General features: G+C 49.0%; 20 protein-coding genes. 9 read left to right on the forward strand and 11 right to left on the reverse strand.

Annotated features, from left to right (window positions below; genetic code table 11):
- Positions 1–7 precede the first annotated feature (7 nt).
- From EHO61_RS01765 to EHO61_RS01800, 8 genes are all read right to left on the reverse strand, one after another.
- Positions 8–8,026, reverse strand: a complete 8,019-nt coding sequence (locus tag EHO61_RS01765; RefSeq protein WP_167884783.1) for a TIGR04388 family protein — start codon at positions 8,024–8,026, stop codon at positions 8–10.
- Between the two features lie 359 nt (positions 8,027–8,385).
- Positions 8,386–9,264 carry a hypothetical protein gene (locus EHO61_RS01770; RefSeq protein ID WP_135811930.1) on the reverse strand — a complete coding sequence of 293 codons (879 nt, stop codon included), beginning with the start codon at positions 9,262–9,264 and terminating at the stop codon, positions 8,386–8,388.
- Positions 9,261–10,013: a hypothetical protein gene (locus EHO61_RS01775; RefSeq protein ID WP_135811931.1), complete on the reverse strand. Its 753-nt coding sequence runs from the start codon at positions 10,011–10,013 to the stop codon at positions 9,261–9,263. Before EHO61_RS01775 ends, EHO61_RS01770 begins: the two co-directional genes overlap by 4 nt.
- Complete coding sequence (locus tag EHO61_RS01780; protein ID WP_135811932.1) at positions 10,010–10,339, reverse strand: TRL domain-containing protein; 330 nt, start codon at positions 10,337–10,339, stop codon at positions 10,010–10,012. Before EHO61_RS01780 ends, EHO61_RS01775 begins: the two co-directional genes overlap by 4 nt.
- On the reverse strand, positions 10,336–10,692 hold the full coding sequence (locus EHO61_RS01785; protein ID WP_246031952.1) for a TRL-like family protein: 357 nt from the start codon (positions 10,690–10,692) through the stop codon (positions 10,336–10,338). Before EHO61_RS01785 ends, EHO61_RS01780 begins: the two co-directional genes overlap by 4 nt.
- Entirely contained in the window at positions 10,689–11,120 is a 432-nt protein-coding gene (lsa14, locus tag EHO61_RS01790; RefSeq protein ID WP_246031953.1) for an adhesin Lsa14, read from the reverse strand. The genes EHO61_RS01785 and lsa14 (EHO61_RS01790) overlap by 4 nt, the downstream gene beginning before the upstream one ends.
- A 1-nt stretch (position 11,121) precedes the next feature.
- Entirely contained in the window at positions 11,122–11,529 is a 408-nt protein-coding gene (gene lsa14 / locus EHO61_RS01795; RefSeq protein ID WP_135811933.1) for an adhesin Lsa14, read from the reverse strand.
- Between the two features lie 55 nt (positions 11,530–11,584).
- On the reverse strand, positions 11,585–12,637 hold the full coding sequence (locus EHO61_RS01800) for a saccharopine dehydrogenase family protein (RefSeq protein ID WP_135811934.1): 1,053 nt from the start codon (positions 12,635–12,637) through the stop codon (positions 11,585–11,587).
- 166 nt (positions 12,638–12,803) lie between these two features.
- On the opposite strand from EHO61_RS01800, the gene EHO61_RS01805 reads away from it, so the two are divergent.
- The 7 genes from EHO61_RS01805 to EHO61_RS01835 all read left to right on the forward strand — a co-directional run bounded on the left by EHO61_RS01805 (position 12,804) and on the right by EHO61_RS01835 (position 20,242).
- Entirely contained in the window at positions 12,804–14,138 is a 1,335-nt protein-coding gene (locus tag EHO61_RS01805) for a sterol desaturase family protein (protein WP_135811935.1), read from the forward strand.
- Positions 14,139–14,256: 118 nt separating this feature from the next.
- Positions 14,257–14,886 carry a TIGR04282 family arsenosugar biosynthesis glycosyltransferase gene (locus EHO61_RS01810; protein WP_135811936.1) on the forward strand — a complete coding sequence of 210 codons (630 nt, stop codon included), beginning with the start codon at positions 14,257–14,259 and terminating at the stop codon, positions 14,884–14,886.
- Complete coding sequence (locus tag EHO61_RS01815; protein ID WP_135811937.1) at positions 14,868–15,608, forward strand: TIGR04283 family arsenosugar biosynthesis glycosyltransferase; 741 nt, start codon at positions 14,868–14,870, stop codon at positions 15,606–15,608. The genes EHO61_RS01810 and EHO61_RS01815 overlap by 19 nt, the downstream gene beginning before the upstream one ends.
- 167 nt (positions 15,609–15,775) lie before the next feature.
- A complete protein-coding gene (locus EHO61_RS01820; RefSeq protein ID WP_135811973.1) occupies positions 15,776–16,360 on the forward strand; it encodes an ABC transporter substrate-binding protein in 585 nt (194 codons plus the stop codon).
- Positions 16,360–19,275, forward strand: coding sequence for an efflux RND transporter permease subunit (locus EHO61_RS01825; protein WP_135811938.1), 2,916 nt, complete (start codon positions 16,360–16,362; stop codon positions 19,273–19,275). Before EHO61_RS01820 ends, EHO61_RS01825 begins: the two co-directional genes overlap by 1 nt.
- The gene (locus EHO61_RS01830) at positions 19,272–19,868 is read left to right on the forward strand and encodes an MXAN_6521/LA_1396 family lipoprotein (protein WP_135811939.1); all 597 of its coding nucleotides are present in this window, start codon (positions 19,272–19,274) and stop codon (positions 19,866–19,868) included. The genes EHO61_RS01825 and EHO61_RS01830 overlap by 4 nt, the downstream gene beginning before the upstream one ends.
- A gap of 107 nt (positions 19,869–19,975) precedes the next feature.
- Positions 19,976–20,242, forward strand: a complete 267-nt coding sequence (locus EHO61_RS01835; protein WP_135811940.1) for a DUF1145 domain-containing protein — start codon at positions 19,976–19,978, stop codon at positions 20,240–20,242.
- Positions 20,243–20,305: 63 nt separating this feature from the next.
- On the opposite strand, the gene EHO61_RS01840 is transcribed toward EHO61_RS01835, so the two are convergent.
- Positions 20,306–20,752 (reverse strand): PaaI family thioesterase, encoded by a 447-nt coding sequence (locus EHO61_RS01840; RefSeq protein ID WP_135811941.1) that lies wholly within the window; start codon positions 20,750–20,752, stop codon positions 20,306–20,308.
- 8 nt (positions 20,753–20,760) lie between these two features.
- A complete protein-coding gene (locus tag EHO61_RS01845; protein WP_135811942.1) occupies positions 20,761–21,333 on the reverse strand; it encodes a TetR/AcrR family transcriptional regulator in 573 nt (190 codons plus the stop codon).
- 123 nt (positions 21,334–21,456) lie between these two features.
- Between EHO61_RS01845 and EHO61_RS01850 the strand changes: the two genes are divergently transcribed.
- Positions 21,457–21,948 (forward strand): hypothetical protein, encoded by a 492-nt coding sequence (locus EHO61_RS01850; protein WP_135811943.1) that lies wholly within the window; start codon positions 21,457–21,459, stop codon positions 21,946–21,948.
- 47 nt (positions 21,949–21,995) lie between these two features.
- Here the strand turns inward: EHO61_RS01850 and EHO61_RS01855 are convergent, their stop codons facing one another.
- Positions 21,996–22,913: an NAD(P)H-dependent flavin oxidoreductase gene (locus EHO61_RS01855; protein WP_135811944.1), complete on the reverse strand. Its 918-nt coding sequence runs from the start codon at positions 22,911–22,913 to the stop codon at positions 21,996–21,998.
- 84 nt (positions 22,914–22,997) lie between these two features.
- On the opposite strand from EHO61_RS01855, the gene EHO61_RS01860 reads away from it, so the two are divergent.
- On the forward strand, positions 22,998–23,312 hold the full coding sequence (locus tag EHO61_RS01860) for a putative quinol monooxygenase (protein ID WP_135811945.1): 315 nt from the start codon (positions 22,998–23,000) through the stop codon (positions 23,310–23,312).
- Positions 23,313–23,411: the final 99 nt, after the last annotated feature.

Genomic DNA, 23,411 nt, shown 5'->3' on the forward strand with positions numbered 1-23,411 from the left:
CTGTCTCCTATTTCTTCTTCCTCGTCGTAAACGAATGCTGGATCACCATTCTAGGATCACGATACCGGTAACGAACGTAACTCCCATCCGAATCCGAATAATAACCGTTGTTCAAATTCCCAAACGGATCTTGAATGATAAAGCCATATTTGTCATATCCTATGATATCAAACATGTGCTCCAGCCCCGCAAAAGTCCCTCCTACGTTCACAACCTTACCCTTCCGAAGTTCGCTTATGATATATTTGTAAAGTTCGGTCGTTTTACTGGAGTTTACTATTGCTTCGCGATATTCGGCAAGTCTTGCTTTATAGCGTTCATCATTTGCCCCATCAAAGTAATTCACATCCGGCTTTTCTGCGACTGATTCCGTATTAATCTCAAAGGCCGAATCAAGTTCAAACCCTCTCTTATTCAGCACTTTCATTCTTTCCTCATACGTTAATCCTGATGGTTTCACACCGTAAATCTTACTCCCGTCTTCCAAAGTACGAACCACAGTCTTACCATAATCTGCCAAATCCCGAGCTATCATCACTTCCATTCGCCCGTATTTCTTCACTTCTTCGGGTGTCATCTTAAATCCCTGGGATTGTAGGTCCGTTGCAAGCGTACTTGAATTACAAATCTGTGTATCGAATACCGGTTTCGGATCGAATATACTCCCAGGACCGTCGTGTACTTTATTCTTTACGATCTTAGTTCCATTCTTGTTCGTATTCTCGACTGTCTCTCCTTGATAATTCGCTCCCAGTTGAGAATGGTTTGGTCTGTCGATTAAAAGCACACCTCCATCCGTCTCTATCATGCGACTCGGAACGTCTGAGCTTGAATAATTCCCCTGCCCATCAGGAATCACAAATTTAAAGGATTTATTTCCATTAGCATCTGCTGTTAAAGGTACTTCTATTCCATGTTTCTTTAAGCCGACACGCGCCTCGTCTCGATAAAACTGGGGATTCTCTTCGAATGTAGGTAAGTTCCCGTAGATCTTGTCCCTACCCGTTATCTGTTCGAGCCTCTCGTTGTATTTCTTAATCTCTTTATAATACTTCCCTAAGTTCCCTCCCTCCTGCAATTGGACTGCTTCTACTTTACCTCCCTTTGTTTCCCGGAAGGTAAGTGTATCCTTCTTGCCATACTGATTCTCTTCTGAGACGTATCCCAATTCTCTTCTTTGGATGATTTTGCCTTTTGCGTCCTTCTTCTCCGGAGTAATTTCTTCTCGATTCCAAGTCTTGCCTTCAAACGTAAACGACTCTCGCGCAAGTAGCTTTTCCATTTTCTCTTTGGGTGTTAGATTCGGATCTTTCAGGATTGCTTGGGTCGTCTCGTCGTAGTTATGTACCACCACAGGCTCATCCCCAACGAATACAAAGTAGCTATGGTTCTTCTCCACTTCCAGATTGTATACTTTCTCAGGCTTCCGAATCTCCTGGATCTCTCTGATTTGGAGAGTTCCTTCCTTCTCTTCTTTCCAATTGGAACTGAGTTCTTCGTTGATCCAAGACCTGTCTCCGAAAGATGCCGCGATCACTGGGATGTTTGCAAGTCTTCTCTTCAACTTCGCATTCTGTAGGCTTCTTCTAGTGATGCTTCTGTCACCCGGTTTTAAGTCCTCAACCTTCGCCCAGATCGTACCCTGGACGCCGGATTCTTTCGTTCTGGATCCTGGATTTAGTATTCCAAACGGGTGGTTCCAGGTAGAACCTAAGTAAGAGCCGTTTTCATACTTTAACTTGTGGATACTCATCACGTTGTGGACAAAAGTCTCCGTGATCTTCTTGATCTCGATTTCCCCTGTTTCTTCGTTAAGCGAATACACTTCTTCTCCCACTTTCAAGGACTGGATAGACCTTCTGCCTTTCGGAGTCCAAACTCCTGTTTCCGCCTCAAAGCACGTCTTCGTTCGAAACGTATTCTCCGCAGTGTCCACTGCACTCAAGCCCGTGTTCGCACCACCGAAGGCAAGTAGCACGTCACCCAGGACCCGGTTCGTCAACTTCTGCCATGTCTCTGTAGCAGAAGGTTCGAATTCGATCTTGACTCCCAGTCGATCCCCTGCTGTCTTCAATTGCAGTTTGAACAAATCTCTTTTCTCTTGGGTATCTAGTTTGGCTTTGCGGGATTCAAAGAGTTCGTTGATCTTGTTTGTACCTTCCGGATCTCGAAGAAGCGCACTGAATTCCGATTTGGAAAGCACTCCCATCTCCACGAGTAGTCTTCCAGTCATCTCCGCTACTACGCTCGTTCCTTTCTGAGAGTTCTCGATCGCATGTTCTTGGATGAATGCCAAGTTCAGATCGTTTTGGAAGTTGATGTTCCCTTCTAATTTCTCGAATCTTCCTGTTGCAGTATTATAATTTACCGATGCGACCGTAGATCCTTTAAACTGACCGCTGAAGTTCAGTCTTCCGTCTGTGGAGTAGTTCAGTGTAAATCCGTGGCCTCTCAGGTTCGGGGGAAGTCTTCCGTCTCCGTAGTTGTAGTATCCACCTATGCTGCCGCTTCCGTCCTTACTCACGCTCGCTGTGAGTCCTCCGTGGTGCTTCGCCCCCGGATCCTTTCCGAACAGATCCACTCCTCCGCTGACGGACGCGTTCCCGCTATTCGCGTTGTAATTCACTCCTGCAAAGCCAAGTCCTTCACCGTTCGCTCCTTTGAAGTTGTAGTTCACGTTTACGTCTACGCCACTTCCCGGAGCAAAACTCAATCCTGCGTTTAACGGAAGGCGATCTGTAGCGAATGCGAATCCTCCTCCCCAGCCCCCTGCTTGCGCATCTTCTCCGAGTAGAATGTCTTTGTTTTGGTGAGGTGTCCAGCTCACGAATCCTGTCATCGGGAGGTTCGAGCCCATTGTCACTGTGCTGATGATTCCGTTCAACAGTCCTGCGACCGCTCCGTTCGTTCCTCCTAACTCATCTCCGATCCACGTCTGTCCGACGGTACTCACCGCTCCTGCGATCAGTTGGCCGTTCGTTAACTGAAGTCTCGCCATGTTCCCGCCCACTTCGAACAGATCCCGGCTCACTGCGATCGTCCTAAGCCAAGATGTATCTTTTGCTACCTGGGTCGCTGTCTCGGCTGTCGTCGCGATCTCTTCTCCAGCTTGTACAACCTTCGCGTCGTTTGCGACCTCGGCGGTTACGCTCGTGATCGTCTCGCTTCCTCCTCCTTCTGTAAGTACCGTAAACGCCACCGCTGCTGCGAATTCGATTCCTTGTTGGATGTCTAACAGTCTTTGTTTTCTTGCCTGTTTCTTCGCTTCCTTTTGGTCGAAGTAGTATTTGAGAGCTGCCGCAACTCCCTGTTGTTCCGCCGGATTACCGTTCGGATCTAGGAGCTTGCTCAAAAAATCGAATACAACATTTCGTTCTTGTTGCTTCCACCAATACTTGTCCATAGATCCTTGGTGGGCCTGAGCTTCCAGGGTGGCTCCGGTAAAGGAATTCGACCAACCTAACGTTTGTTGGTAAAAATCCTTGGCCTGAGATTTCGAAAAGAATCCCATCGATCTACCGATATCCACCATGGATAACAGAACTCCACGAAACGCCTTTGCTTCCATGATCGAAAAGCCGCCCTTAAAAACCTGCCGATCCAAGTAAGAGCTCGGGAGGATCGGCAAGACAGTGGTCAGCACGTCTTCCGTAAAATGCAGTTTGTTCAATTCCGCCTTCGCCTGTTGTCTCCCCACCATTTCCGCAACTGCATTCGCGATATTCTGCACGGATTGAGGATCCATCCCTTGCCGGGTACCGTACGCGACGGTCGCCTCCCGGATCAGTTGGAGTTGAGCGCTCTGCCACTGCTTGATCGCGGTTTTGTCATATACCATCTTCAGGTCGTCGATCGTGGACCGGAGATCCCGGTCGAATTTCTGTTCCTCTCTTGCGGAAATCAAATGCCCTTGCTGCAACCCATGACTACCGAATTTCAACAGGCCTCCGTACAACTCTCCTCCTATCCCGTTCAGAGAAGCGTCGAAGGCGCGGAACATCCCCTGCATCCGAGACAAGGACAAAAGATTCCCTCTCATCCCCAATTCTTCCTTGGCGTCCTTCATGCGGAAAAAAGAAGTCACAGCCTGGCTCACGATCACGATCTGTTCCGGAGTCGCATTCTCCGATTTCAGGATCTCCGTCGCGATAAAACCGTATGTCGCATAACGATCATCTTTCCATTGGCGGATGGCGCGTAGGTCGTCCGCATGAGTCAGACCCACCCCGGACCGGAACGCAAGATCGACGGAAGTCCCCAAGATCGGAATCGATTTTAAAAACGAATCTACCTTGTTCAAGAAACCCAAATGATTCTCCGCCTTCTTGTACGCCTGTTGGTCCATATACATCCCGGCCGCAAAAGCCGCCTCGTCCGGAGTGAGATGGAAGGTGTTCGCGAGAGCGGTGGCCACCATCCCGTTCACCAGATTATGGGTTTCCTTCTTGATAAAATCCTGAACGCCACCCTTGTGCAAAACCATCATGTCTATAGCGTCCGCTATGAAGTTTGCGGACTGCGCCTGAGCGCTCGCGCTATTCCCGGCCGCTTGGAGGTTGTAATTGTTCGCGGTTTCCAAAGCGTTCAACTTGGATAAAATCGCTCCCGAATACGCGCTGTTCGCAAAGAAATTGCTCATGCTCGCAAAACTACGGCTGATAAACGAAGAAAGAACGTCCCCTTCGTGGTGATCCGGATTTGCATCGAAAAGATTCCCGAAACTGTTGGCCCCTCCGCCGAGAGAAAAAACCGGAGCGTTGATCGTGACATGCTGGGTCGCCGTACCGAAGCAGTAAGATCCCGCGTCCATCGCGTTCCCGTTACAACCCGGACTCGAAGCGGAAGCGGAACCCGTATAGACCGACTCGTCCATGGAGATGGAATCCGTGCTCTTGTCGTAGCTCACATTCGAATATTTGAATCTAGTATACTGGTTGCAGGAATCCATCTTCTCCCCGCAAACGCTCTGGATAAAAGCGCCCAACTCCGTCGCGGCCCCTCCGTTACATTTCGTAGGATCCACGCCGCAGGAAGTGCAGGAACCCCCGCTGCAAGAAACGAAAAACCCCCGCTCGTCCGTAAGATACGTGTGACCGTCCACATCCTTTGTGGACAACTTCCCGTGATCCTTCAAAAGATCCGCCTCACCGTTCTGTGTAAACGACCTCTCCGACCGCAAGGAAGCCGCAAGATCCTGCATATAACTCGCCCTCGCATTCACGATCGCGTTGTTCGTGGAGGAAAGAAGGGACAGATTCCCCATCCCTGTCGCAGCGCTCCCGAACTCCCCGGAAAACTTGGAAAGAAGGTCGAAATTCGGAAGACCGTGCCCCGGATCGATCCCGTCCAAGACGGAGTTCTTACCCGCAAACGGATTCTCCGACGAGTTAAACTCTCTCGGAATGGAGGAAAGCTCCGCGCCGGAAGACCCGAAATTCAAACGGGCAAACAATTCCCTCGCCACCAAATTCGCGTCCGTTTGCCCTTGGGAATTTTGAAGTTTGGAATTCGCAGCCGCAAACTCACCGTTCACCTTCGTTTGTAGATCGTTCATCTGGGAGAGCCAAGACAACTCGCTCTTCTGAAGGACCAGTAAGGAAGAAGAATATTGGGACTGCGCCTGGGACAACAATCCCGCCTCCGTCTGCTGCCAGGTGGAATACTGGAATTGAAAATTGCTCACCTGAGCCGACCAATTCAGGATCGCAGGAACCGCATTGTTCTGCCAGTTGGTCGCAAACTGGTTGAGTTGGTTCAAAGCCGCCTGCCAAGTCACCGCGTTCCCGTGACCGTTCAGATCGGAAGTATGATAGTTCAGAAAGATCCCGATGGAATCCTCCTGCATCGTAGTGTTGGACAAAACGGGCCCCCAAGGGGTCACCCCGGCTTGGTCTTCCGTATAATTGTAGAAGTTATTCCCGTAAGGACTCCCGATCGTGGGATTGTTCTGGAAGAATTGGTTCGCACCGCCGATCGCAGGGACTTTACCTGCAGGATCAAAGAAACAACCCAACCAGTCGTGACAATATGCCGGGTCCATGTTCCAGTTGTTGGGACCGCCTTCCGTGATCATGTAGCTGTTCCCCACATAACTACGATCGTTAAACGCAACAAGATCCGTCCCTTGCTTACTCACCGCATCCACGATCACACCCGGAGCGATCCCCGAGATGGCCTGCCCCAAACAACCCTCGTTGAAGTCGTTCGAATTGTAGGAATCCCCTGAGACCGTGGGAGTCGTCGAGCAGACACTACTCGTACCCGCGGAGTACGCGCTCATCAGCCAATTCTGAAAATCCGTCCCGCTGATCTTGCCGGAAAGAAAATCCACGATCTCCCAAGCCAGACCCACAAGACCCGTCCTCCGGGAAAGATCGTCCTTTGCGCTCAAAAAATCATCGGTCGTGATGTACAAACTCGAACTACTGTGAGAAGGCTTGATGGAATGGTTGAATGGATCAAAACCCAAACCCAAGGACTGGCTCCCCCCGATCCCGGCCCCGCCGTACAGGACCGAGTTCAACTGAGTATTAAAAATCCCTTGCTCTCTTGCAAAAAAAGAGGACATCGCATTCGAAGCATACACCAAAGACGCCTCGAAGGATTGGATCCGGCAAGAGTCCGGAACACCGTTCGTGGACGGACAGACAACGCAATTCGGATCCCCACTCGGACAGGAAGACGCAACATACAAACCCGTAGGCGCGGAAGGATCCGACAGATCCACCACCGCGGAATAACAGGAATGGCCCGCCGGACAAGAGGAGCCAGATAGAAACTTAGAAGAGGTAACATCAAACTGACCTTGGCTACAAACACTACCTACGTTTACGCAGGACTGGGGGTAATTCACTAACTGACCGGAAGTTGCGTCAAAGATCCCGAAAGAAGTCAACCCTTGCGTGATCGCGGACTCGATATTGTTGATCACATTTTGGAAAGCCTTCCCGTCCGCGTTCAAGGACGTCCGGACGGAAAAATTCTTGGAAGGATTCGAGGAACAATCCCCTCCACTCGGACAAACCGCGGAGAGATACTGCTGGGTGGAAGAATCGTATCGAAGGGAAATGCAAACGTCCCCGGACGCACACGAGGAAGAAAATTGCCTCGAAGACACGTCGTACAGAAAATCCGAACAAACGTCTCCGGAAGGACAAGCCGGAGAAGAAACAAAAGCCCCCGCCTTGGAATCAAAGAGAACGTTTGCGGTATTCCAAAAAAGATCCGTACCGTTCAGGAATTGCTGGTACCCGTCCATGGTCTGCTTCACCTGATCCTTAACGCTGGATTCGTAGGAAAGGATCTGTTGCATGTACGCCTGGTACTTCGCTTCCGTGGAATTCACCTGGTTCAAAAGATTCGCATAATCCTGGTTCAGTGCCAGAAGAGCCTGTTGGTAATTCAACAAACCGTTCTGCACGTTCGCCTGGAACTGAGCGGACCAGTTCTGCTCCAACTGCTGCAAAGAATTCTGAGAGCCGGACAAAAACGGATTCGAAAGAGGATTGGAACCTAAGTTCAAGGGACTCCCCGAAAGGAAATCCTGGAATTCCTTCGAAAAAGAATTTTCCATCGAGGCCAACTGAGCTTGGCCCGCGCCGAAATTGCTCGACAAAAAATGATCTCTGTTCAGTTGGATGGACACTTCGGCATCCGCCTGCCATTGCGTCAAAAGAGACGAGGCCTGACTCTCCAAAGCGTCGTACACATAATTCCGATAATCCTGAACGCTCTGAAAACTGTCCTGGGAGTGAATGCTCGAAACCTTTGCGTTGATCTCCGCCTGAACCTGGGCTTCCCATTCCGCCTGCAAAACCCCGAAACCTTGCAGAACCAAACCGTCCCAACCCGCTACGGAATGCTGGTTGTTCGCGACGGAATACGAACCTTGCAGTTGCTTCTGCCACAGGGACCAATCATACGATTGAGGATTCAAAGAGGGAACATTCGCCGGTTGGCCGGAAAGAGGGGAAAAAACACAAAAGAAGAAAAACCAAGCTCCAACACGCAAAAAAGAACGAAACATAGGAAAGCACCCTCCATACAAATATCCCATATCGGAATATCCATCCAAACGAGAAACCGACACGAACAAAAAAGGCCGATCTAACCGAAAAAGAAAAAGGATCGGTCAGGATAAAATATTAAATAACTTAATAAGCGAGCAATAAAAAAACATTGCTGACATACAAATTTCACGCGAAAATTCGAGAAAACATGCAGCTTTTCTATCCCTAAAGGGATGCCACCCTGTTCCACCCAAATGCCCGTACCTCGCAAAGCGCTTCCAACTCACGAACACATAACGATTGAAAAGAAGGAAGCGGAAGCACGGGGATAATGGATCACCGGCATTTTAGAAAGGCCGGGATCAGTACGCAAGGATCAGAGTGCTTTTTCCATTTCCTTTAGGATCTCGCACTCCCGAACGGGCCCCTTTCTCAAAGTCTCCGTAGCGCTCCGAGAACCTATGATAAAACCCGGAATGACACCGACGAGGCCGATAAATTGACCACCCACATAAGACCCGTACGCGGGGTACAACACGTGATACGCATGGAGCTGAGTTGCCAAGTCGCAACGGTAGCGAAAGTAACGGATCGCGTCATCGGAGGCACGCGCTTCCGGATAGAAGGTTCCTAAAATCGGAATCATATAGGAAGCGGTATACCAGGATCTGAATTTCCGAAGGGAAAAGTCTTTTGCGTGACCACCTTCATGGACCGCCGCCGCGGGAAGATCGGAATAGATATGAATCGTGTTCGTATACGGATTGTAGTGGTCCCCGCCGCAGATATAAGGAATACCGCAATTGGCAAGAAGGCGTTCCGGAAATGCCAGTTCGAGCACCCAGGTCAACAAGCCGAACGTCCATTTCAATAACGGATTCACGTTCTTGGACCTCCAAAGTCTCATAAAATCTCCGCCGGGAGAATATTGGTTGAATCGAACTTTCACGTCCTTCAAATTATTGTCTCGGATATATTCCTTCAGGAATCGTTTGGTTTCTTCTGAGATCCGGTGATTGCTCATCCTTTTGTCACCGATCACGATCTTACTCAAGACCCCGAAGATATTACCCAAAGAATCCAAAAAATCGACAGGCCTACCTTCTTCGAACTGAGGGTCTTCCTCCGAAAAATAGCTTTCCTCGTTCGGCTCGTACGGCTGCCCTACGGTGTATCTCTTTTCCGCGGAATACAAACAGTTGATTTCTAGAATCGCGACGAGAAGTAACAAGAGCGGAATTTTTACTCCTTTCATTTGCCGATCTCTTGTGCCGGAATGCCGGACCCGGCGGATAAAACCGGATGGCGTTTCCATCCTTCAAAAAATTCTAATAAAGCGATCCGACCCAACTGATTGAGTTGGTCTTCACGATTCCCGCGAAACCCCAGATAGGGAAGGTAAAAGATCCAACCTACTAAAGTCACCGTCGCCAAAACGAACATGCCGTCTGTGACACCGGAAACGATCTTGTCCTGAAAGTGAAATTGCCACACCGGCTCCGCCTTTCCGATCGCGAAAACGTCCGCCTCAAAAAGAACGGAAACTTCGTTGGTAAACGGCCTCACAAACCAACCGTCCTTCGTTTCCAAATCGAAGCGCCTGACGACGACCTTGTAGGCTCCCTTATATTCCTCCGGATGTTCCGCAAATTCCTTTTTCAAAAGGGAACTTAGAGATCCGTAACCGTTTTCCAAATAATTGGGGGCAAAGACGAGCCAAGTAGGATTCCGTTTCGCAAAATGCCGTTCCTTTTCTCCCGGAAATACCACCTGGATCTCTCCCGGAGAGTAAGAGGATCTCAAAAACCCGAAATACAATTCCCGATACTTCCTCCATTGCAAAGGAACTTCGTGCGGATCCTGGAATGTTCTCGGAACATAGACCCTCAAGGAAATACAGTCCGTCGCAAAGCAAAGCAATGAAAAGAAAGAAACGAACCGGAAAACGAATCGAACTCCTGCCCGAAACTTCCTCCCCGAAGGAGCATTAGCCGATTCCGTCATTCCCCCCAAACCTCGAGGCAATCGAAATAGACCAACCCCATCAGATAACTTTCCGTACTACGATCCACCAAAGCGACCTTGTTGATTCCGCTCTTGAGTAGCGTTTCCTTCAGGGAAATTTGTTGGCCGTAATAACCGAAATAGAATAAGGCGGAACCGAACGTGCAAGACTCTCCTTTTTTCCGGATTCTTGCGGAGGTAATCGTTTTTCCTGAAGGATCCGTGGACAAATGGTACTTATTGCGGGTATAAATCCAGCCGGGCTCCGGAGAAGAAGTGCAGCTACAAACCAAAACGGCAAACAGAAACATCGGAACGAATCTCATCCCTTATCACCGACCACGATCGTGCAATAATTCCGATACAGAACCGTAAGTATCTGAAGACTGGAGTGATCGACGAGAGCCACTCTCGTGATTCCGTTTTGAAACGCGATCTCCCCCGCCCCCGCATTTCCGATCGAAATCAAAGTCAGAAAATTATGGATACACCCTTCCGCCCTTAGCTCCCGTTTCACGCCCGGATCTTCGTTGATCGTCCCCGGAAATCCCGTCTTAGAATAAAGCAAACCGCTAACAGGACCGCTAGCGCAATTCAGAGTCGAAAACAGAAGCGCAAAACAAAGTAAAAGATTCCCGAACTTCCAAGACCGGAAAAGAAACAAGAACTTGCGATTCACCAACCCCTCCCTTCCGTGCCGACGGAATTCTTTTTTCCCCAAACGATGGTACAAAACGATTGGTACACCAAACCCCCCAAAACCGCAATTTGGTCGTATTCCACAAAAGCGATCTCGGAGATTCCTCCCTTGCGGATGGAGGAATCGATGCTCGCATCTCCGGAGGCAAAAACTCCGAAAAGACTGTATGCGCAGGATTCCCCGAACGAAATCGGATCCGCCTGAGATCTATCCCCCGTCCAAGAACTGGTCTCGAAAAAGAGAATTCCTCCTCTCGTCAAAGACTGCAACGGATTGCTTCCTCCTCGGATCGGATGAGTCTCGATTCCGGGGGAACCCGCGCTCAGAAGATTCCAACCGGAACAACCCATAAACAAAAGTATCGAGAAAAGAATCAGGATGCGAAACATAGGAAATCGAATTTTCATATCATTCCCCCACTACCCTAGTGCAAAAGGAATGATATAGAATCCCGGACAGCCAAGCTTCCTGGGAATATTCTATAAATGCAATTTTTTGAATCGTATCTTTTCGGAAAACTTCTTCCAAGGACGAGTCACCCCACCCGACCAGAGAGAAAATGCTATGCGAACAGGCGACGGATTCCCTTCTGGCATCTCCCCCAGGGAACATACCGCTCGTTGCCCTCTGTCTCCGATAGATCCACTCCCCGCGGAGTACGCTCTGCAAAGGATTCGAATCCCCTTGGAAAGGATGAGTGGAGGAATCCGCACTGACTAACGTGAGAACGTTCGTGCCCGAGCACGCGGACAACCATCCGAAAAGCAAAAACGAAACGGAATGTCGGAGGAGACTCGAAAAAAAGGATCCGAACATGACTGGGAAGAATTTCCAACAAAAAAAAAGTGTAAAGAAATTTTTAAAACCCTACTTAAACGAAGTCCCATTTCGAGCCGGAGATCTCCAGAATAAAATCCGGCCCGAAGGCGAGACTAGGAGTGCGGAAACCTTTTCCCCCTTTTCGATTCAGGACTTTCTTTACTGCGGCCAAGGAGGACTCGATCGTAAATTCGTAACCTTCTTTGCACTCCAATAACAAAGTCTCCGACTTTCCTCCGGGAGACTTCACTCTTCCCCAAACTTTCGCGCGCACGTTACTCCTTGTTTCTTCGTCGGGTCCCGTTATGAGTAAACCCAAAAGCGCCTGCAATACGTTCAGAACCGGCCCGAGTTTCAACAAAAACAGAAACGGTCTTAAGAACTTCATCGCTCGGACTTGCCCTTTGGAAATTTCCGTAAAGACCTGAACGTTCTGGATTCCGGTCGATATGGCTGCCGTAAATACGTCTCCCCAGGGAATGCCGTAGACCGTATAATTCTTCCCATTCAGAGAGAGTTCGAGCTTCGAACTCAAATGAGGAACTCCCACCAATTCCCCGTTCCGCCTTACTTTGGATCCGTAAGGAAGCTGGGCCAGGGCGCTTTTTGCGGTTCCGGGGGAAACCTGATTCATCCCGACAAATGCCAACTCCAATTGCTCGGCGGAAGAGAGCTGCCTTTTCAAGGCGGCAGCCACGCAATCTGTGGGAACGATATCGAATCCTACGCCGGGAAGAAGCAAAATCCCCGCTTCTTCCGCAAGAGCATTCATTCCGAACAGAGCTTGAAAGACCGGAATTTCCCCCGTAAGATCCAGGTAGTGAACCTTCTCCGCAATGCAGGCTTGGGCCATAGGAATGGACGTGGTAACAAAAGGACCCGCGCAATGCAATACCAAGGAAAATGAACGAATGTTCATCCGAACTACGTTCGGATCCTCCAAATCGAAAATCCTATATTCGAGCCGGAGTTCCTTGGCCAAGGATTCGATTTTAGGTGCGTTACGCCCCGCCAGAACCGGCTTCATACCCCGGGAAACCGCTCTCCTTGCGATCAGCTCTCCCGTATATCCGTTCGCTCCGTACAAAAGCCAGCCTTGTGTCATAAGCAGGAGATCATCCGGAAGGATTTCGATTTCGTCAACCGCATATACCCTAAGAACTATTTTTTCGGCCGCTCGTTACGTAAAAAAAACCGAATCGAGCTCCACGATTCGTTTTGGATTGACCGTTCCAATTTGGATGGATATCCTAGGGTGAGAACCGGAGCTTATGGAAAAAATAAACCTGATTACGATCGCCATCCCTTTCTTCTTTTTACTCATCGGCTTGGAGCTGGGCTTTTCGTGGTACAAGAAGAGAGGATTGTATCGACTCAACGACTCGATCAACGATCTGAGTGCGGGAGTCTCCAACCAAATCTTCGTAATCCTATTCAAAGCGATCACGTTCGCGGCTTATATATGGGTTTATGAAAACTGGAGGATCGTGGACCTTCCTTCTTGGCCGAGCGATCGAGTTTCCTGGATGCCGACCGCGGACTTTCTGGGAGTTTCCTCGCAAGCCTGGTCTTGGATTGTGGTATTAGCCGTCTGGGTGTCCTGCTTCGTATTATACGACTTCGCTTATTATTGGAACCATAGACTCAGCCACGAAGTGAACTTCCTTTGGGCGGGACACGTCGTCCACCACCAAAGCGAAGAATACAATCTTACGGTGGCTCTCAGGCAGGCCAGTTTTCACATGCTTTTCTCCTGGGTATTTTACGTCCCTCTTGCGTTACTGGGATTTTCACCTATCGTATTACTTCTGAACGGCGAATTGAATCTGATCTATCAATTTTGGATCCATACAAAAGCGGTAGATAAACTACCATCCTGGTTCGAAGCAGTATTTAACACTCCGTCCCACCACAGAGTCCACCACGGAATCAATCCGAAATACATAGACAAGAATCACGGAGGAACCTTGATCGTATTCGACAAATGGTTCGGTACTTTCCAAAAAGAGGAAGAGATCCCGGTGTACGGGACGGTAAAACCGTTACGCAGCTTCAATCCGATTTGGGCCAACCTCCATTATTGGTGGGAAATGCTCGAAATCTCCTGGAAATCCCCTCGTTGGGCGGACAAGATCCGGATCTTCTTTGCCATGCCGGGCTGGAGACCCGCCGAGCTGGGGGGCCAATTCCCGATCCCGGAAGTAAATTCTGCTACATTCAAAAAATATGATGTATCTCTGCCGGGCGGGCTGACGGCATACTCGCTAGTCTGGTTTGCGGCCACAGTGATCGGGACCTTTGCCATGTTGGTAAAAATCGCCTCCATACCGACAAACGTGCAATACACGATCTTTTTCCTGGGTCTCGTTTCCCTATTGACGATCGGCGGGGTCCTGGATCTGAAACGATGGACCCTATTCGCCGAGCCCCTCAGATTGGCCGCATTAGTCGCGACGGCTTTCATTTTCGGATTCGACAGTGTAGGAATGGCCGTCGTTATAGGATCTTGCGGATTCTCTCTAGTTTGGTTCCTGTACTACAGACAATATTTTTCCTACTGGAAAGACATCGATCCCGCAAAAGAAATCCGAAGCCGAACGGCTTAATCGAAAGACTTCGGAACTTCCCCGTCTTTCCTGCGAATTCGATTTTCCGGTCGCTGGAAAGACGGAGCGATTTTTTTTCCTTCTCATTTCCACCCGTCCCGGGTGTACTTCTTAAGAAATGGAAAATTCGATCCTTCATGTTTTCTTAAAAAATCCCGTACTAGGGTCGGTAAAAACCAGGCTGGCGTCTGACATCGGCGATGCGGCCGCGTTGGAAGTTTACCTGGCCTTGGTGGAAGCGACGCGCTCCGTCGTAAAAAAAATCCCCGTTGCGAAGACTCTTTGGTTCGATACCTTTCTACCGGAAAAAAAGGACCTAGGAGATTGGGGTTCCGGCGAAGTCTCTCTTCGCATCCAGGAAGGAAGGAATCTCGGGGAAAGAATGAGAAATTCCTTTTTGGATTCCTTTAAAAAAGGATATACTTACTCCGTTTTGATCGGAAGCGATTGTCCCGAATTGCAGGAGCTCCACCTCCGGGAAGCCTTCCGCTTGTTGGGGGAAAACGAAATCGTGTTCGGACCTGCTCTGGACGGAGGTTATTATCTGATCGCTCTGAAAGAGGACCTTCCGGATCTTTTTCGAGAAATCCCATGGAGCACGGAGAAAGTTTTTGCCGAAAGCGTAAAAAGAGCGAAGTCCTCGAAAAAGAAGGTCGGTCTTCTGGAGACACTCTCCGATCTCGACGATCTCGAGGACCTGAAAGAGGCCGAAGCGAAAGGACTGAAAATTTGGAGAACGAATTTCTAATAAAGAGGAAGATTTCCGTCATCGTTCCCGTCTGGAACGAAGAAAAATATCTTCCCGTACTTTTGGAAGCGCTGGACACTTCTCTCAAATCGGATCCGAATTTGGAAGTTCTTGTCGTGGACGGAGGGAGTACGGATCGGACCCGCAAGATCGCCGCGAATTACGGAGTAAAACTTCTCAAGTCCGAAATCAGGAGCCGCTCCGCCCAATGCAACTTGGGTGCAATCTCCGCGGCGGGAGATATTTTATTTTTCCTGCATGCGGATTGCCTACCTCCCTTCGACTTTCCCGATCGGATCCGAACGAATACGGATCGTAAAATCAGATCCGGTTGCTTTCGAATCCGTTACGAATCGGGAAATCTGTGGCTACGCTGGAATGCGAAATACAAGGACTGGGATTGGAACCTTCTTCGTTTCGGAGACCAAGGACTTTTTATGGAAGCCTCCTTGTTTCGGGAATGCGGAGGATACAAAAAAGAATGGAAAGTCATGGAAGATGCCGAGATCGTCCGAAGAATCCGCAAGTTGACTTCTTTCAAAGTTCTGGACTCGAGTATAACCGTTTCGCCCCGTAAATTTTACGAAATCGGAACGATACGATTGCAATTCTCTTACTTGGTCTGCTCTTTTCTATTTTTAGCGGGGATGGGGCCCGAGTGTTTGGAAAAAGCGTATCGGATCCTTGTCGGCTCCGAAAAGAAATCCGTACGCTTTCATTAGAAAATCCGGATTTGAATCCTATCAAAAGGCCTTGGCTTGCTAGGTATTTTCCGTTGACTTGGATCTTCCGTACGGTTTACTGTACGAAACGTCCGATCCGCTCGGATTCGCGCGAATTCTCGGACGGAAAAAAAACCCTCGGATTCCTTTCCGATATCAGGTATCGCGTGAAACAGATTCGTATCCTTCTTGTCACTTCCCTTCTACTCGTAAACGTTTCCGTTTTTTCGGAAGAAGCTCCTCAAACTCCCCCTGCGGAAACGACGACCGCTTCTCCGGAAGAACAGTCCTTATCGACGGTGAAAAAATTGGTCGGCTTCATCCGTTTTAAGAAAAACGACAAAGCGTTAGCCCTGATCCACGTCGGCCGCTTTTCCGAACTGCTAGTCGGACACCATAAACTCACTCTGGCGGAAAAGAAAGACTTCGAAGAAGCGGTCGGAAAATACATCGAAAACAAGGCCTTTCCGATCGCCGTTCAGTATTTCGACAAGATCGATATCACGTATGAAAAACCGATCCTAAAGGATAAGAAGATTCGGATCGGATCCTCCATTTTATACAAAGGCTCGGACCAGATCACGTTTGCCTGGATCCTATCCGAAATAGACGGAAACTGGTACATTACGGATTTTGAAACGGAAGGAAAGTTGGCCACGGACATCAATCGTACCAAAAACATAGAACCTTCCCTGAAAAAGAACGGAGTCAAAGGAACGATCCTCTCAATACTGAAAGCGGCAAAAAGCTGATGAGAAAATTCCTTTCTCGAACAACGGACGCGGTTCTCACCCGTCCGGTCACCGCATCGATCTGCCTACTTGCTTTTCTGGGGCTTTCCGCCTATTATACGACGCGTCTTTCCATAAACAGCAACAACCTGGAATTACTACCGCAAAACAATCCTTCCGTAATCATCACTAGAAAAGTCATAGAGATGGTGGGAGGAAGCGGATTTTATACCGTCGTACTGAAATTCAAAGACGAGAAGGGAATGACGGACCATCTCGCAAAAGCTTTCCGCGCCAAACGGGATGGAAATCAGGAACTCCAAAAGAAAGAACTGAATCTTGCCGAGTCGGCCAAACAAAAGAACCTTTCCTATTATAAGGAGAGGGAAAGGGCTCTAAAACAAGCCTCCGAAACTTTGGCGAAATCCTTTTTGGCGGACAAGGAATTCGTCCGTTTCGTCTCTTATCGTTACAATGTTTCCTTTCTCCAGGATAGGCTCCCCCTATTCCTCAAGACGGAAGACCTGGCGGAAATACGCAAACGGGTCAAACGGAAGATCGACGAGGAAGTGGAACGGGCAAATCCTTTCTTCATAAAACTTACCGACGAGGAATACAACCCGGACTTCACGGACATCGTATCCAAATATCAGAGACTGGCCAAGCGTGATATATTCGACGAATATAATATATCTCCCGACAAAGGAATGCTTCTCCTTTTGATCAAACCGACCGGTTCTTTCGTGGACATAGATTTCGACAAACGTCTGGACAAAAGGATCCAATCCATCGTCGCCGATTCCGGCCTGGAAAAGGAAGGCATTTACGCGGGATATACCGGAACCTACAAACTGAACCAGGACGACTACGAGACCCTGATCGGCGCATTAAAACCGATCGGAATCGCTTCGTTTGTGGGAATCACTCTCCTATTGTTGCTCTTTTTCCGGAATCCCTTGTTCATAGCGATGCTTCTCTTTTCGCTTTTTTCCGGACTCTTAATCACGTTCGGAATCACCGGATTTTTCATCGGGGAATTGAATAGCATCACCAGCATCATCGGATCCATCCTGATGGGACTCGGAATCGATTACGGAATCCAATTCCTTTATCGATTCCGGGAGGAATTCACCAAGAAACAGGATTTGGTCCGGTCCATTAAGGACACCATTTACCACACAGGAGTCGCCTCGTTAAGTTCGGCACTAACGACCACTTCGGCATTCGTCGTGCTTTCCTTTTCCGATTTCAGAGGCTTCAGCGAATTCGGAATCATCGCGACTTACGGGACTCTGGTCATCGCGGTCACCATGTACGCGGTCACCGCGGTTCAGATCACCCTACTTTTAAAATGGTTCCCCGGACTCTCTCGAGTATTTTTGTTAAACGAAGCGCAACAGACTCCCTCCGGAATCCTGAGAAAGTTCTATTCCAGACCGGGACTACTAGCGGCCGCGGTTCTGATTTTCGTACTGGTTTTAGGAGCTTTCGCACCGAAAGTGGAATTCGACGTGAACGGTCGAAACCTACTCGTCGAAAATCAGGAATCCGTAAATCTCTACGACGAAATTTCGGATAGATTCGATATCTCCTCGGATCCTCAGGCGATCGTAGTGAATACTCTGGAGGAATCTGAAGCCGTATTCGATTATATGAATCCCGTTCCGGAAAAAATATCCGGTTCCGTGGACCAGGTGGTTTCCCTCTGGAATTTCGTACCTCCTTACGGACAGCAGGTAGCCAACCGCAAAATTCTGGACCAGATCCAAAAGGACATGAAACCGGTTAAGCCCGCCTTCTTGAAACCGGAACAGAGAAAATACCTCCCCAAAGCCAAGGTTTTTCTTTCCGTCAAGCCGTACGGATACCGGGAAGTCCCGGATTATTTCGCGACTCAATTTACGGAAATTCCCACCTCTAAGGAAAAGGGATACATAGTCTTTCTGTATCCGAAAGTCGCATTATGGCACGGAGGAAAACTCCTGGAGTTTTTTGCCGCCGTCGGTCAATTGGAGGTGCCGAAAGTTTCTCGCAGGAACTTGAATACGATCCTCTATTCCACCGGAATCGCGGGAAAAGGATTTATCGATCCGGCCAAGGAGAAGTATTCCAAAGCGGAAGAAAAGACGCTTCTTTCCGCTTTGAATTCCTATTCCAAGGAGAAACTTCTCTCTCTCAAAATTTTACCGGGCACGGTGGACACGATTTTGGAACACCGTCCGTACAAAAGCGTATCCGAAGTGAGATCCTTTACGTTCAAGACAAGTACGGCGGGAAGCTTGATGCTATTCGCGAACCTGATCCTGATCGTGCAAAAGGAGGGGTTTGCCGCCTTCTTTATCACTCTATTCCTCGTGGTCGTAGTATTAATTCTTTTTTATAGAGCCTTCCTACCTGCCGTACTTTCGCTGATTCCTTTACTGCTCGGAATTTTGATCACAGTAGGCTTTATGACCTTGATAGGATTGAAGCTGAACTTTATGAACGTATTGGTATTTCCCGTGGTGATAGGATACGGAATCCAGAACGGAATCTATATCTATTACCGCTATAGGGAAGACCACGATATCGTGAGAGCCATGGCAATGGTCGGTCCTGCAGTCATCGCTTCCACCCTCACCACCCTGGTCGGATGGAGTGCGCTCCTGTTAGCGGACCAACGCGGTTTGCATTCCATCGGAAAAGTGGCGACGATCGGAATCGGCGCCTGCTTGTTGATCGCCTTGACCCTATTGCCCGCGATACTAGAACTCGCGTATCGATCCCGTAAATCCGAAGCATCGGAAACGGTTCCTTTGGGACTCGAGTCGGAGGAAGAAGAACCTAGCTTGCCCGCTCCCGTCGAACCGCCGCCGCCCCGGGAGAAGCCCTCGATCGCCAAAGCCAAAGCTAAGAAAAAATCCGGTGGCAAGACCCCAAAAAAGAAAAGCCGATGAACCTATATCTAAAACGAATCCTTTCTCTAGTATTTTTTTTGCTCCTAACCGTTTCCAACTGTACGGTTAGTTACGTGAAAGAATCCCCCGATCTCACGAAATCCCTAGCTAGGTTCAAACGGTTGGTGGTCGTGATGGATCTTAAGTCCACCTTGGGTTCTGCGGAATCCAAAATGGCGAAAGCGATGTCGGAGCAGTATCTAGCCCATCACAGGGAATTCATCGTTTATCCCAATCCTAAAAATTCGGGAGAAACCTGTACGGACATTCCGGGAAAGGCCCAAGGGATTTTTCTACTCAAGATGACCGAGGAAATCTCCGGCTCTAAAATCAAACTCTCCGCTCTAGGACAGTTGAAAAGTTGTCCCGGAAATTCCGTACTGTGGGAAGCCCTGGCCTCCTCCTCTTACTCCACTACGGAGGCGGAAGAACAGTCTTTACGAAAGACTTATACCCAAAAATTCGGCGAGTCCGTCGGCCCTAAGGCCGCTCCTTATTATCACCTGCTTAGAGCCCTGTTCGACGAGATTACCGGCCCGGTATTAAACGAAGCGGAACAGGACGAAAAGATAGAGATAGAATCCCAAACCTGAATTCGAATAGTGTTCGGTATGAATCCGAAAACTTCTTCTTGACCTGAACCGCCTCTCCGTTCGTATAAACTCTCCGGGAAATTTCCCGGAGAAGGAGCGCGACAGCGATGATCTTGGTTTCTAAGGTAATTACGGGACTTTTCTGGTTTCTTTGGTTTTCCGTACTCTTCCAAGCGATCCGAATTTTTCCCCAACTCGACGCTTGGATCATGCTTGCAGGTTGGGTGATTTTAGGTCTGCACGTTTTGGAAACCGGAATCTACTCGATTCGTGCCCCGCAAAGAGGAGGCTTTCGGTGGAACGATGCGATTCAGGTTTTACTGTTCGGGGTTTTCCATCTGATCCCCGTAAGTTTTTCCGACAAGAAAGAATAACGGAACAAAGGCCGCACGAAAAACGCCGGACCGAATCACCTTTCGGATTCGTCCGGTAGGTTCCTAAACGTAACCGATCTCCGCGGACAAGGGCATCTTACTCTTTACAAAAACTCCGTTGCCTCTGGCGGCCTCTTTGCCTCTCGAATCATATAGCACGGATTCGGCGATGATCTGATTTCCTAGATTCTGCAAAACCTTCCCCCGCGCGGTCATGGATCCGTCCTTAATCGCTCGAGTGAGTTGGAGTTGGAACGTAAGCGTAAGCACAAAGACGTCCTTTACGATCGAATTCGCGGCAAAAAAAGCCGCATCATCCAGCGCTTTAAAATAAACCGATCCATGAACGGACTGCGCAGCATGAAAGAAATCTTCGCGAACCGGAATTTCCACTTCCGCCTCCATCCGGGAGATCCTGATTGTAGGCTTAAAAAAAACGTTAATCGGCGCTTTTCCGTGGTACATATTTTCCAGCTTGCGGTAGTGTTCATCCCAGATCGTGTCGCTCATAAATCTCCTTATTTTAACGTCGCGAATTTTTCGCGAATCAACTTACGTACATGCGACGCAAGTTCCCTGTTTTTCAACGAATGCATCGCCCAATTATAGCTTACGACGAGTGCAATCACTTGATCGGCAAATTCGGCTCCGCCGGATTTGGATCCCTTCCGTTCCTCGCTCAATTCGGCCGTCATAAATCTACGAAAAAGATTGAAGAGTCTCCTGATTTCACCGTTGACCGTGTCGCTCAGGGAATCCCCTTCCATGGAAACCCGTCCGAAAAAACAACCTCCGGGAAAGACTTTCCCGTCCACATACTGGATCCAGGACTCGCAAAATGTCCTTGCCCTCCCCGTTCCTGAGGGCTTCTTCCTAGCGGGTTGAATGACATGCTCGCTAAAAACGCCCATCGCATAACGGATCGTTTCGATCTGAAGAGCCTCTTTCGAACCGAAAGGACCGTGCAAGCCGGCTTTGCTCATGCCGGTGGACTTCGCAAGTTTGCCTATCGTAAGATCGTTGAGCCCGTGTAAAGAGGCGTAATCGGCCGCAGCCGCAAGGATCTTTTTTCTGGAATCGGCGATCTCCATCTATTTTTCCAGATTGCACACGATAAAATGGAACCGCAAGAAAAAAAAAAACGAACGAACGTTCGGGTGAATGTATTTTTTTGATTTACGAACGAACGTTCGTACGTTATATCTTCAGAGACTATGGAACCTAAACATTACTTTCTTTTGGCTTCAACCATGGGAGCGATCGCTTCTACATTACTCGTCAAGGACGTCCTTTTACCCCGGGGGAAAGGAAGCTTTACGAAAACTCTGCAGGGTCTACTGCTCGTGCACGTCTTTCGCTTTGTAGGAATGTCTATGTACATACCGAATGTGGTAGGTCCGGAAATGCCGCAGGCTTTCGTCTTCCCCGCCGTATGGGGAGATTTTACCGCCGCCTTGTTGGCATTATTCGCTTACCTACTACTTTCGCGCGGCTCGAGGCTTGCAATACCCGCGGTTTGGATCTTCAATATAGAGGGCTTCGTCGACTTGCTCTATGCTGCCGTCCAGGCATTGACTCTACACATAGCAGCTCATGCGGGGTTGATGTTCATTATTTTCACAGCATATGCGCCTCTGCTGGTGGTGATCCATATCACGGTATTCCGTTTACTCCTGCGCAAACGGGATACCGCGAAGGTCGAATGAGAAATACGGAAACTCCGAAACGAGTCGACTTGCAGACTGTCGACTCGTCACTGAATCTTAGGCAATGCTCCCAGGATTTCTCCGTATTCTCTCGCCATATTCCGAACGATTTCCCCAGCCGGAAGCACGGAGTCGATCTGGGCAACTCCCTGACCGGCAGACCAGATGTCCTTCCACCTCTTAAATTCCTGGTCTATACTTGTGGAACGATTCGCGTGAAAATCGTCCCCCGCCTTTTCCACGGATCGCTTCAACCAGTTGGCGGGAATTCCGGAGATCTTTTCGGTATAAACGATCTCTTCCGGAGGGGAGTCCACGATCATTTGCTTGTATTCTTCGGAGGCAGCGGCCTCTTTGGACGCGATCAAACGGGTTCCGATATAGACCGCATCGGCGCCTAAGGAAAGTGCAGCCGCCATTTGCTGGCCGCCGCTAATCGCTCCGGCGGCAAGAACGGGAAGACCGACTTCCTTTTTTAGGTATGGAATCAGACTGAACGGAGAAATCGCTCCGGCATGGCCTCCTGCTCCCTGTGCAACGGCAACCAATGCGTCGGCTCCCGACTTAGCTACGATATTCGCATGCTTCAAAGTCGTCACGTCGCAGAACACTTTCGTGCCTACAGACTTAGCTTCTCCCACGATACTCCTCGGACTTCCCAAGCTCGTGATGATCAATTCCACTTTGAACTCCAACAATAATTCGAAATGCTTGGCCCAGTTCGGATTATGATCCTTGTGCAGAATCAAGTTAACACCGATAGGTTTTTTGGTTCTGGAACGGATTTCTTCCAGCCCTCTTCTTAATTCCTCTATCGTTCTATAATTTTGGGAGGGGAAGGTTCCCATTCCTCCCGCCTCCGACACGGCTACGACCAAATCGGGATAAGAGACCAGAAACATGGGAGCTCCGATGATCGGCAAGTCGATCCGAAGCATATCTGTGATGGGAGTGCGTATTTTCATAGAGGAGATGCTTTCCACACGGCGTCGTCGAATCCATCTTTTTTTTCTCGCAGTCCGGAAATCGAATGTTAGTCTGGGTTCGCTATGATCGTAACCGTCTCTTCCTATAAAATCCTTCCCGAAAAAATCGACGAGTTCCGGCAGATCAGTACGGAACTTGCCTCGGAGTCCCTGAAAGAAGTCGGAGTGTACAGATTCGACTTTCTGCAAAACGACGGAGACGATGGCAGATTTTTATTAATCGAAGCGTACGAAAGCGAATCTTCTCGGAAGGCCCATTTAGAAACCCCTCATTTTTTGAATTGGAGACGCGCCGTGCCGGAAATGTTTTCCCAAGGAACCACAACGGTTCCTTACAAGCCCGTCTTTCCTCCGATTTCCGATTGGAAAAAAACGTAAAACGTTCGGCCCGAGCCGGATTTTTTCGTACGCTTCTCCGATTCGAAAGGGACCTTATTATACAAACCTCGGACGAAAAAAAACCGAAACTCCCAAACT

It is taken from the genome of Leptospira fluminis, from assembly GCF_004771275.1.
Taxonomy (GTDB): Bacteria; Spirochaetota; Leptospiria; order Leptospirales; family Leptospiraceae; genus Leptospira_B; species Leptospira_B fluminis.

Coding starts and splice junctions, on each gene's coding strand:
- EHO61_RS01780 (WP_135811932.1), bottom strand. CDS start 10,339: ATGAGATTCGTTCCGATGTTTCTGTTTGCCGTTTTGGTTTGTAGCTGC.
- EHO61_RS01850 (WP_135811943.1), top strand. CDS start 21,457: ATGGAACCTAAACATTACTTTCTTTTGGCTTCAACCATGGGAGCGATC.
- EHO61_RS01835 (WP_135811940.1), top strand. CDS start 19,976: ATGATCTTGGTTTCTAAGGTAATTACGGGACTTTTCTGGTTTCTTTGG.
- EHO61_RS01810 (WP_135811936.1), top strand. CDS start 14,257: ATGGAAAATTCGATCCTTCATGTTTTCTTAAAAAATCCCGTACTAGGG.
- EHO61_RS01855 (WP_135811944.1), bottom strand. CDS start 22,913: ATGAAAATACGCACTCCCATCACAGATATGCTTCGGATCGACTTGCCG.
- EHO61_RS01775 (WP_135811931.1), bottom strand. CDS start 10,013: ATGACGGAATCGGCTAATGCTCCTTCGGGGAGGAAGTTTCGGGCAGGA.
- EHO61_RS01825 (WP_135811938.1), top strand. CDS start 16,360: ATGAGAAAATTCCTTTCTCGAACAACGGACGCGGTTCTCACCCGTCCG.
- lsa14 (WP_246031953.1), bottom strand. CDS start 11,120: ATGAAAATTCGATTTCCTATGTTTCGCATCCTGATTCTTTTCTCGATA.
- EHO61_RS01770 (WP_135811930.1), bottom strand. CDS start 9,264: ATGAAAGGAGTAAAAATTCCGCTCTTGTTACTTCTCGTCGCGATTCTA.
- EHO61_RS01830 (WP_135811939.1), top strand. CDS start 19,272: ATGAACCTATATCTAAAACGAATCCTTTCTCTAGTATTTTTTTTGCTC.
- lsa14 (WP_135811933.1), bottom strand. CDS start 11,529: ATGTTCGGATCCTTTTTTTCGAGTCTCCTCCGACATTCCGTTTCGTTT.
- EHO61_RS01800 (WP_135811934.1), bottom strand. CDS start 12,637: ATGACACAAGGCTGGCTTTTGTACGGAGCGAACGGATATACGGGAGAG.
- EHO61_RS01860 (WP_135811945.1), top strand. CDS start 22,998: ATGATCGTAACCGTCTCTTCCTATAAAATCCTTCCCGAAAAAATCGAC.
- EHO61_RS01840 (WP_135811941.1), bottom strand. CDS start 20,752: ATGAGCGACACGATCTGGGATGAACACTACCGCAAGCTGGAAAATATG.
- EHO61_RS01765 (WP_167884783.1), bottom strand. CDS start 8,026: ATGTTTCGTTCTTTTTTGCGTGTTGGAGCTTGGTTTTTCTTCTTTTGT.
- EHO61_RS01805 (WP_135811935.1), top strand. CDS start 12,804: ATGGAAAAAATAAACCTGATTACGATCGCCATCCCTTTCTTCTTTTTA.
- EHO61_RS01845 (WP_135811942.1), bottom strand. CDS start 21,333: ATGGAGATCGCCGATTCCAGAAAAAAGATCCTTGCGGCTGCGGCCGAT.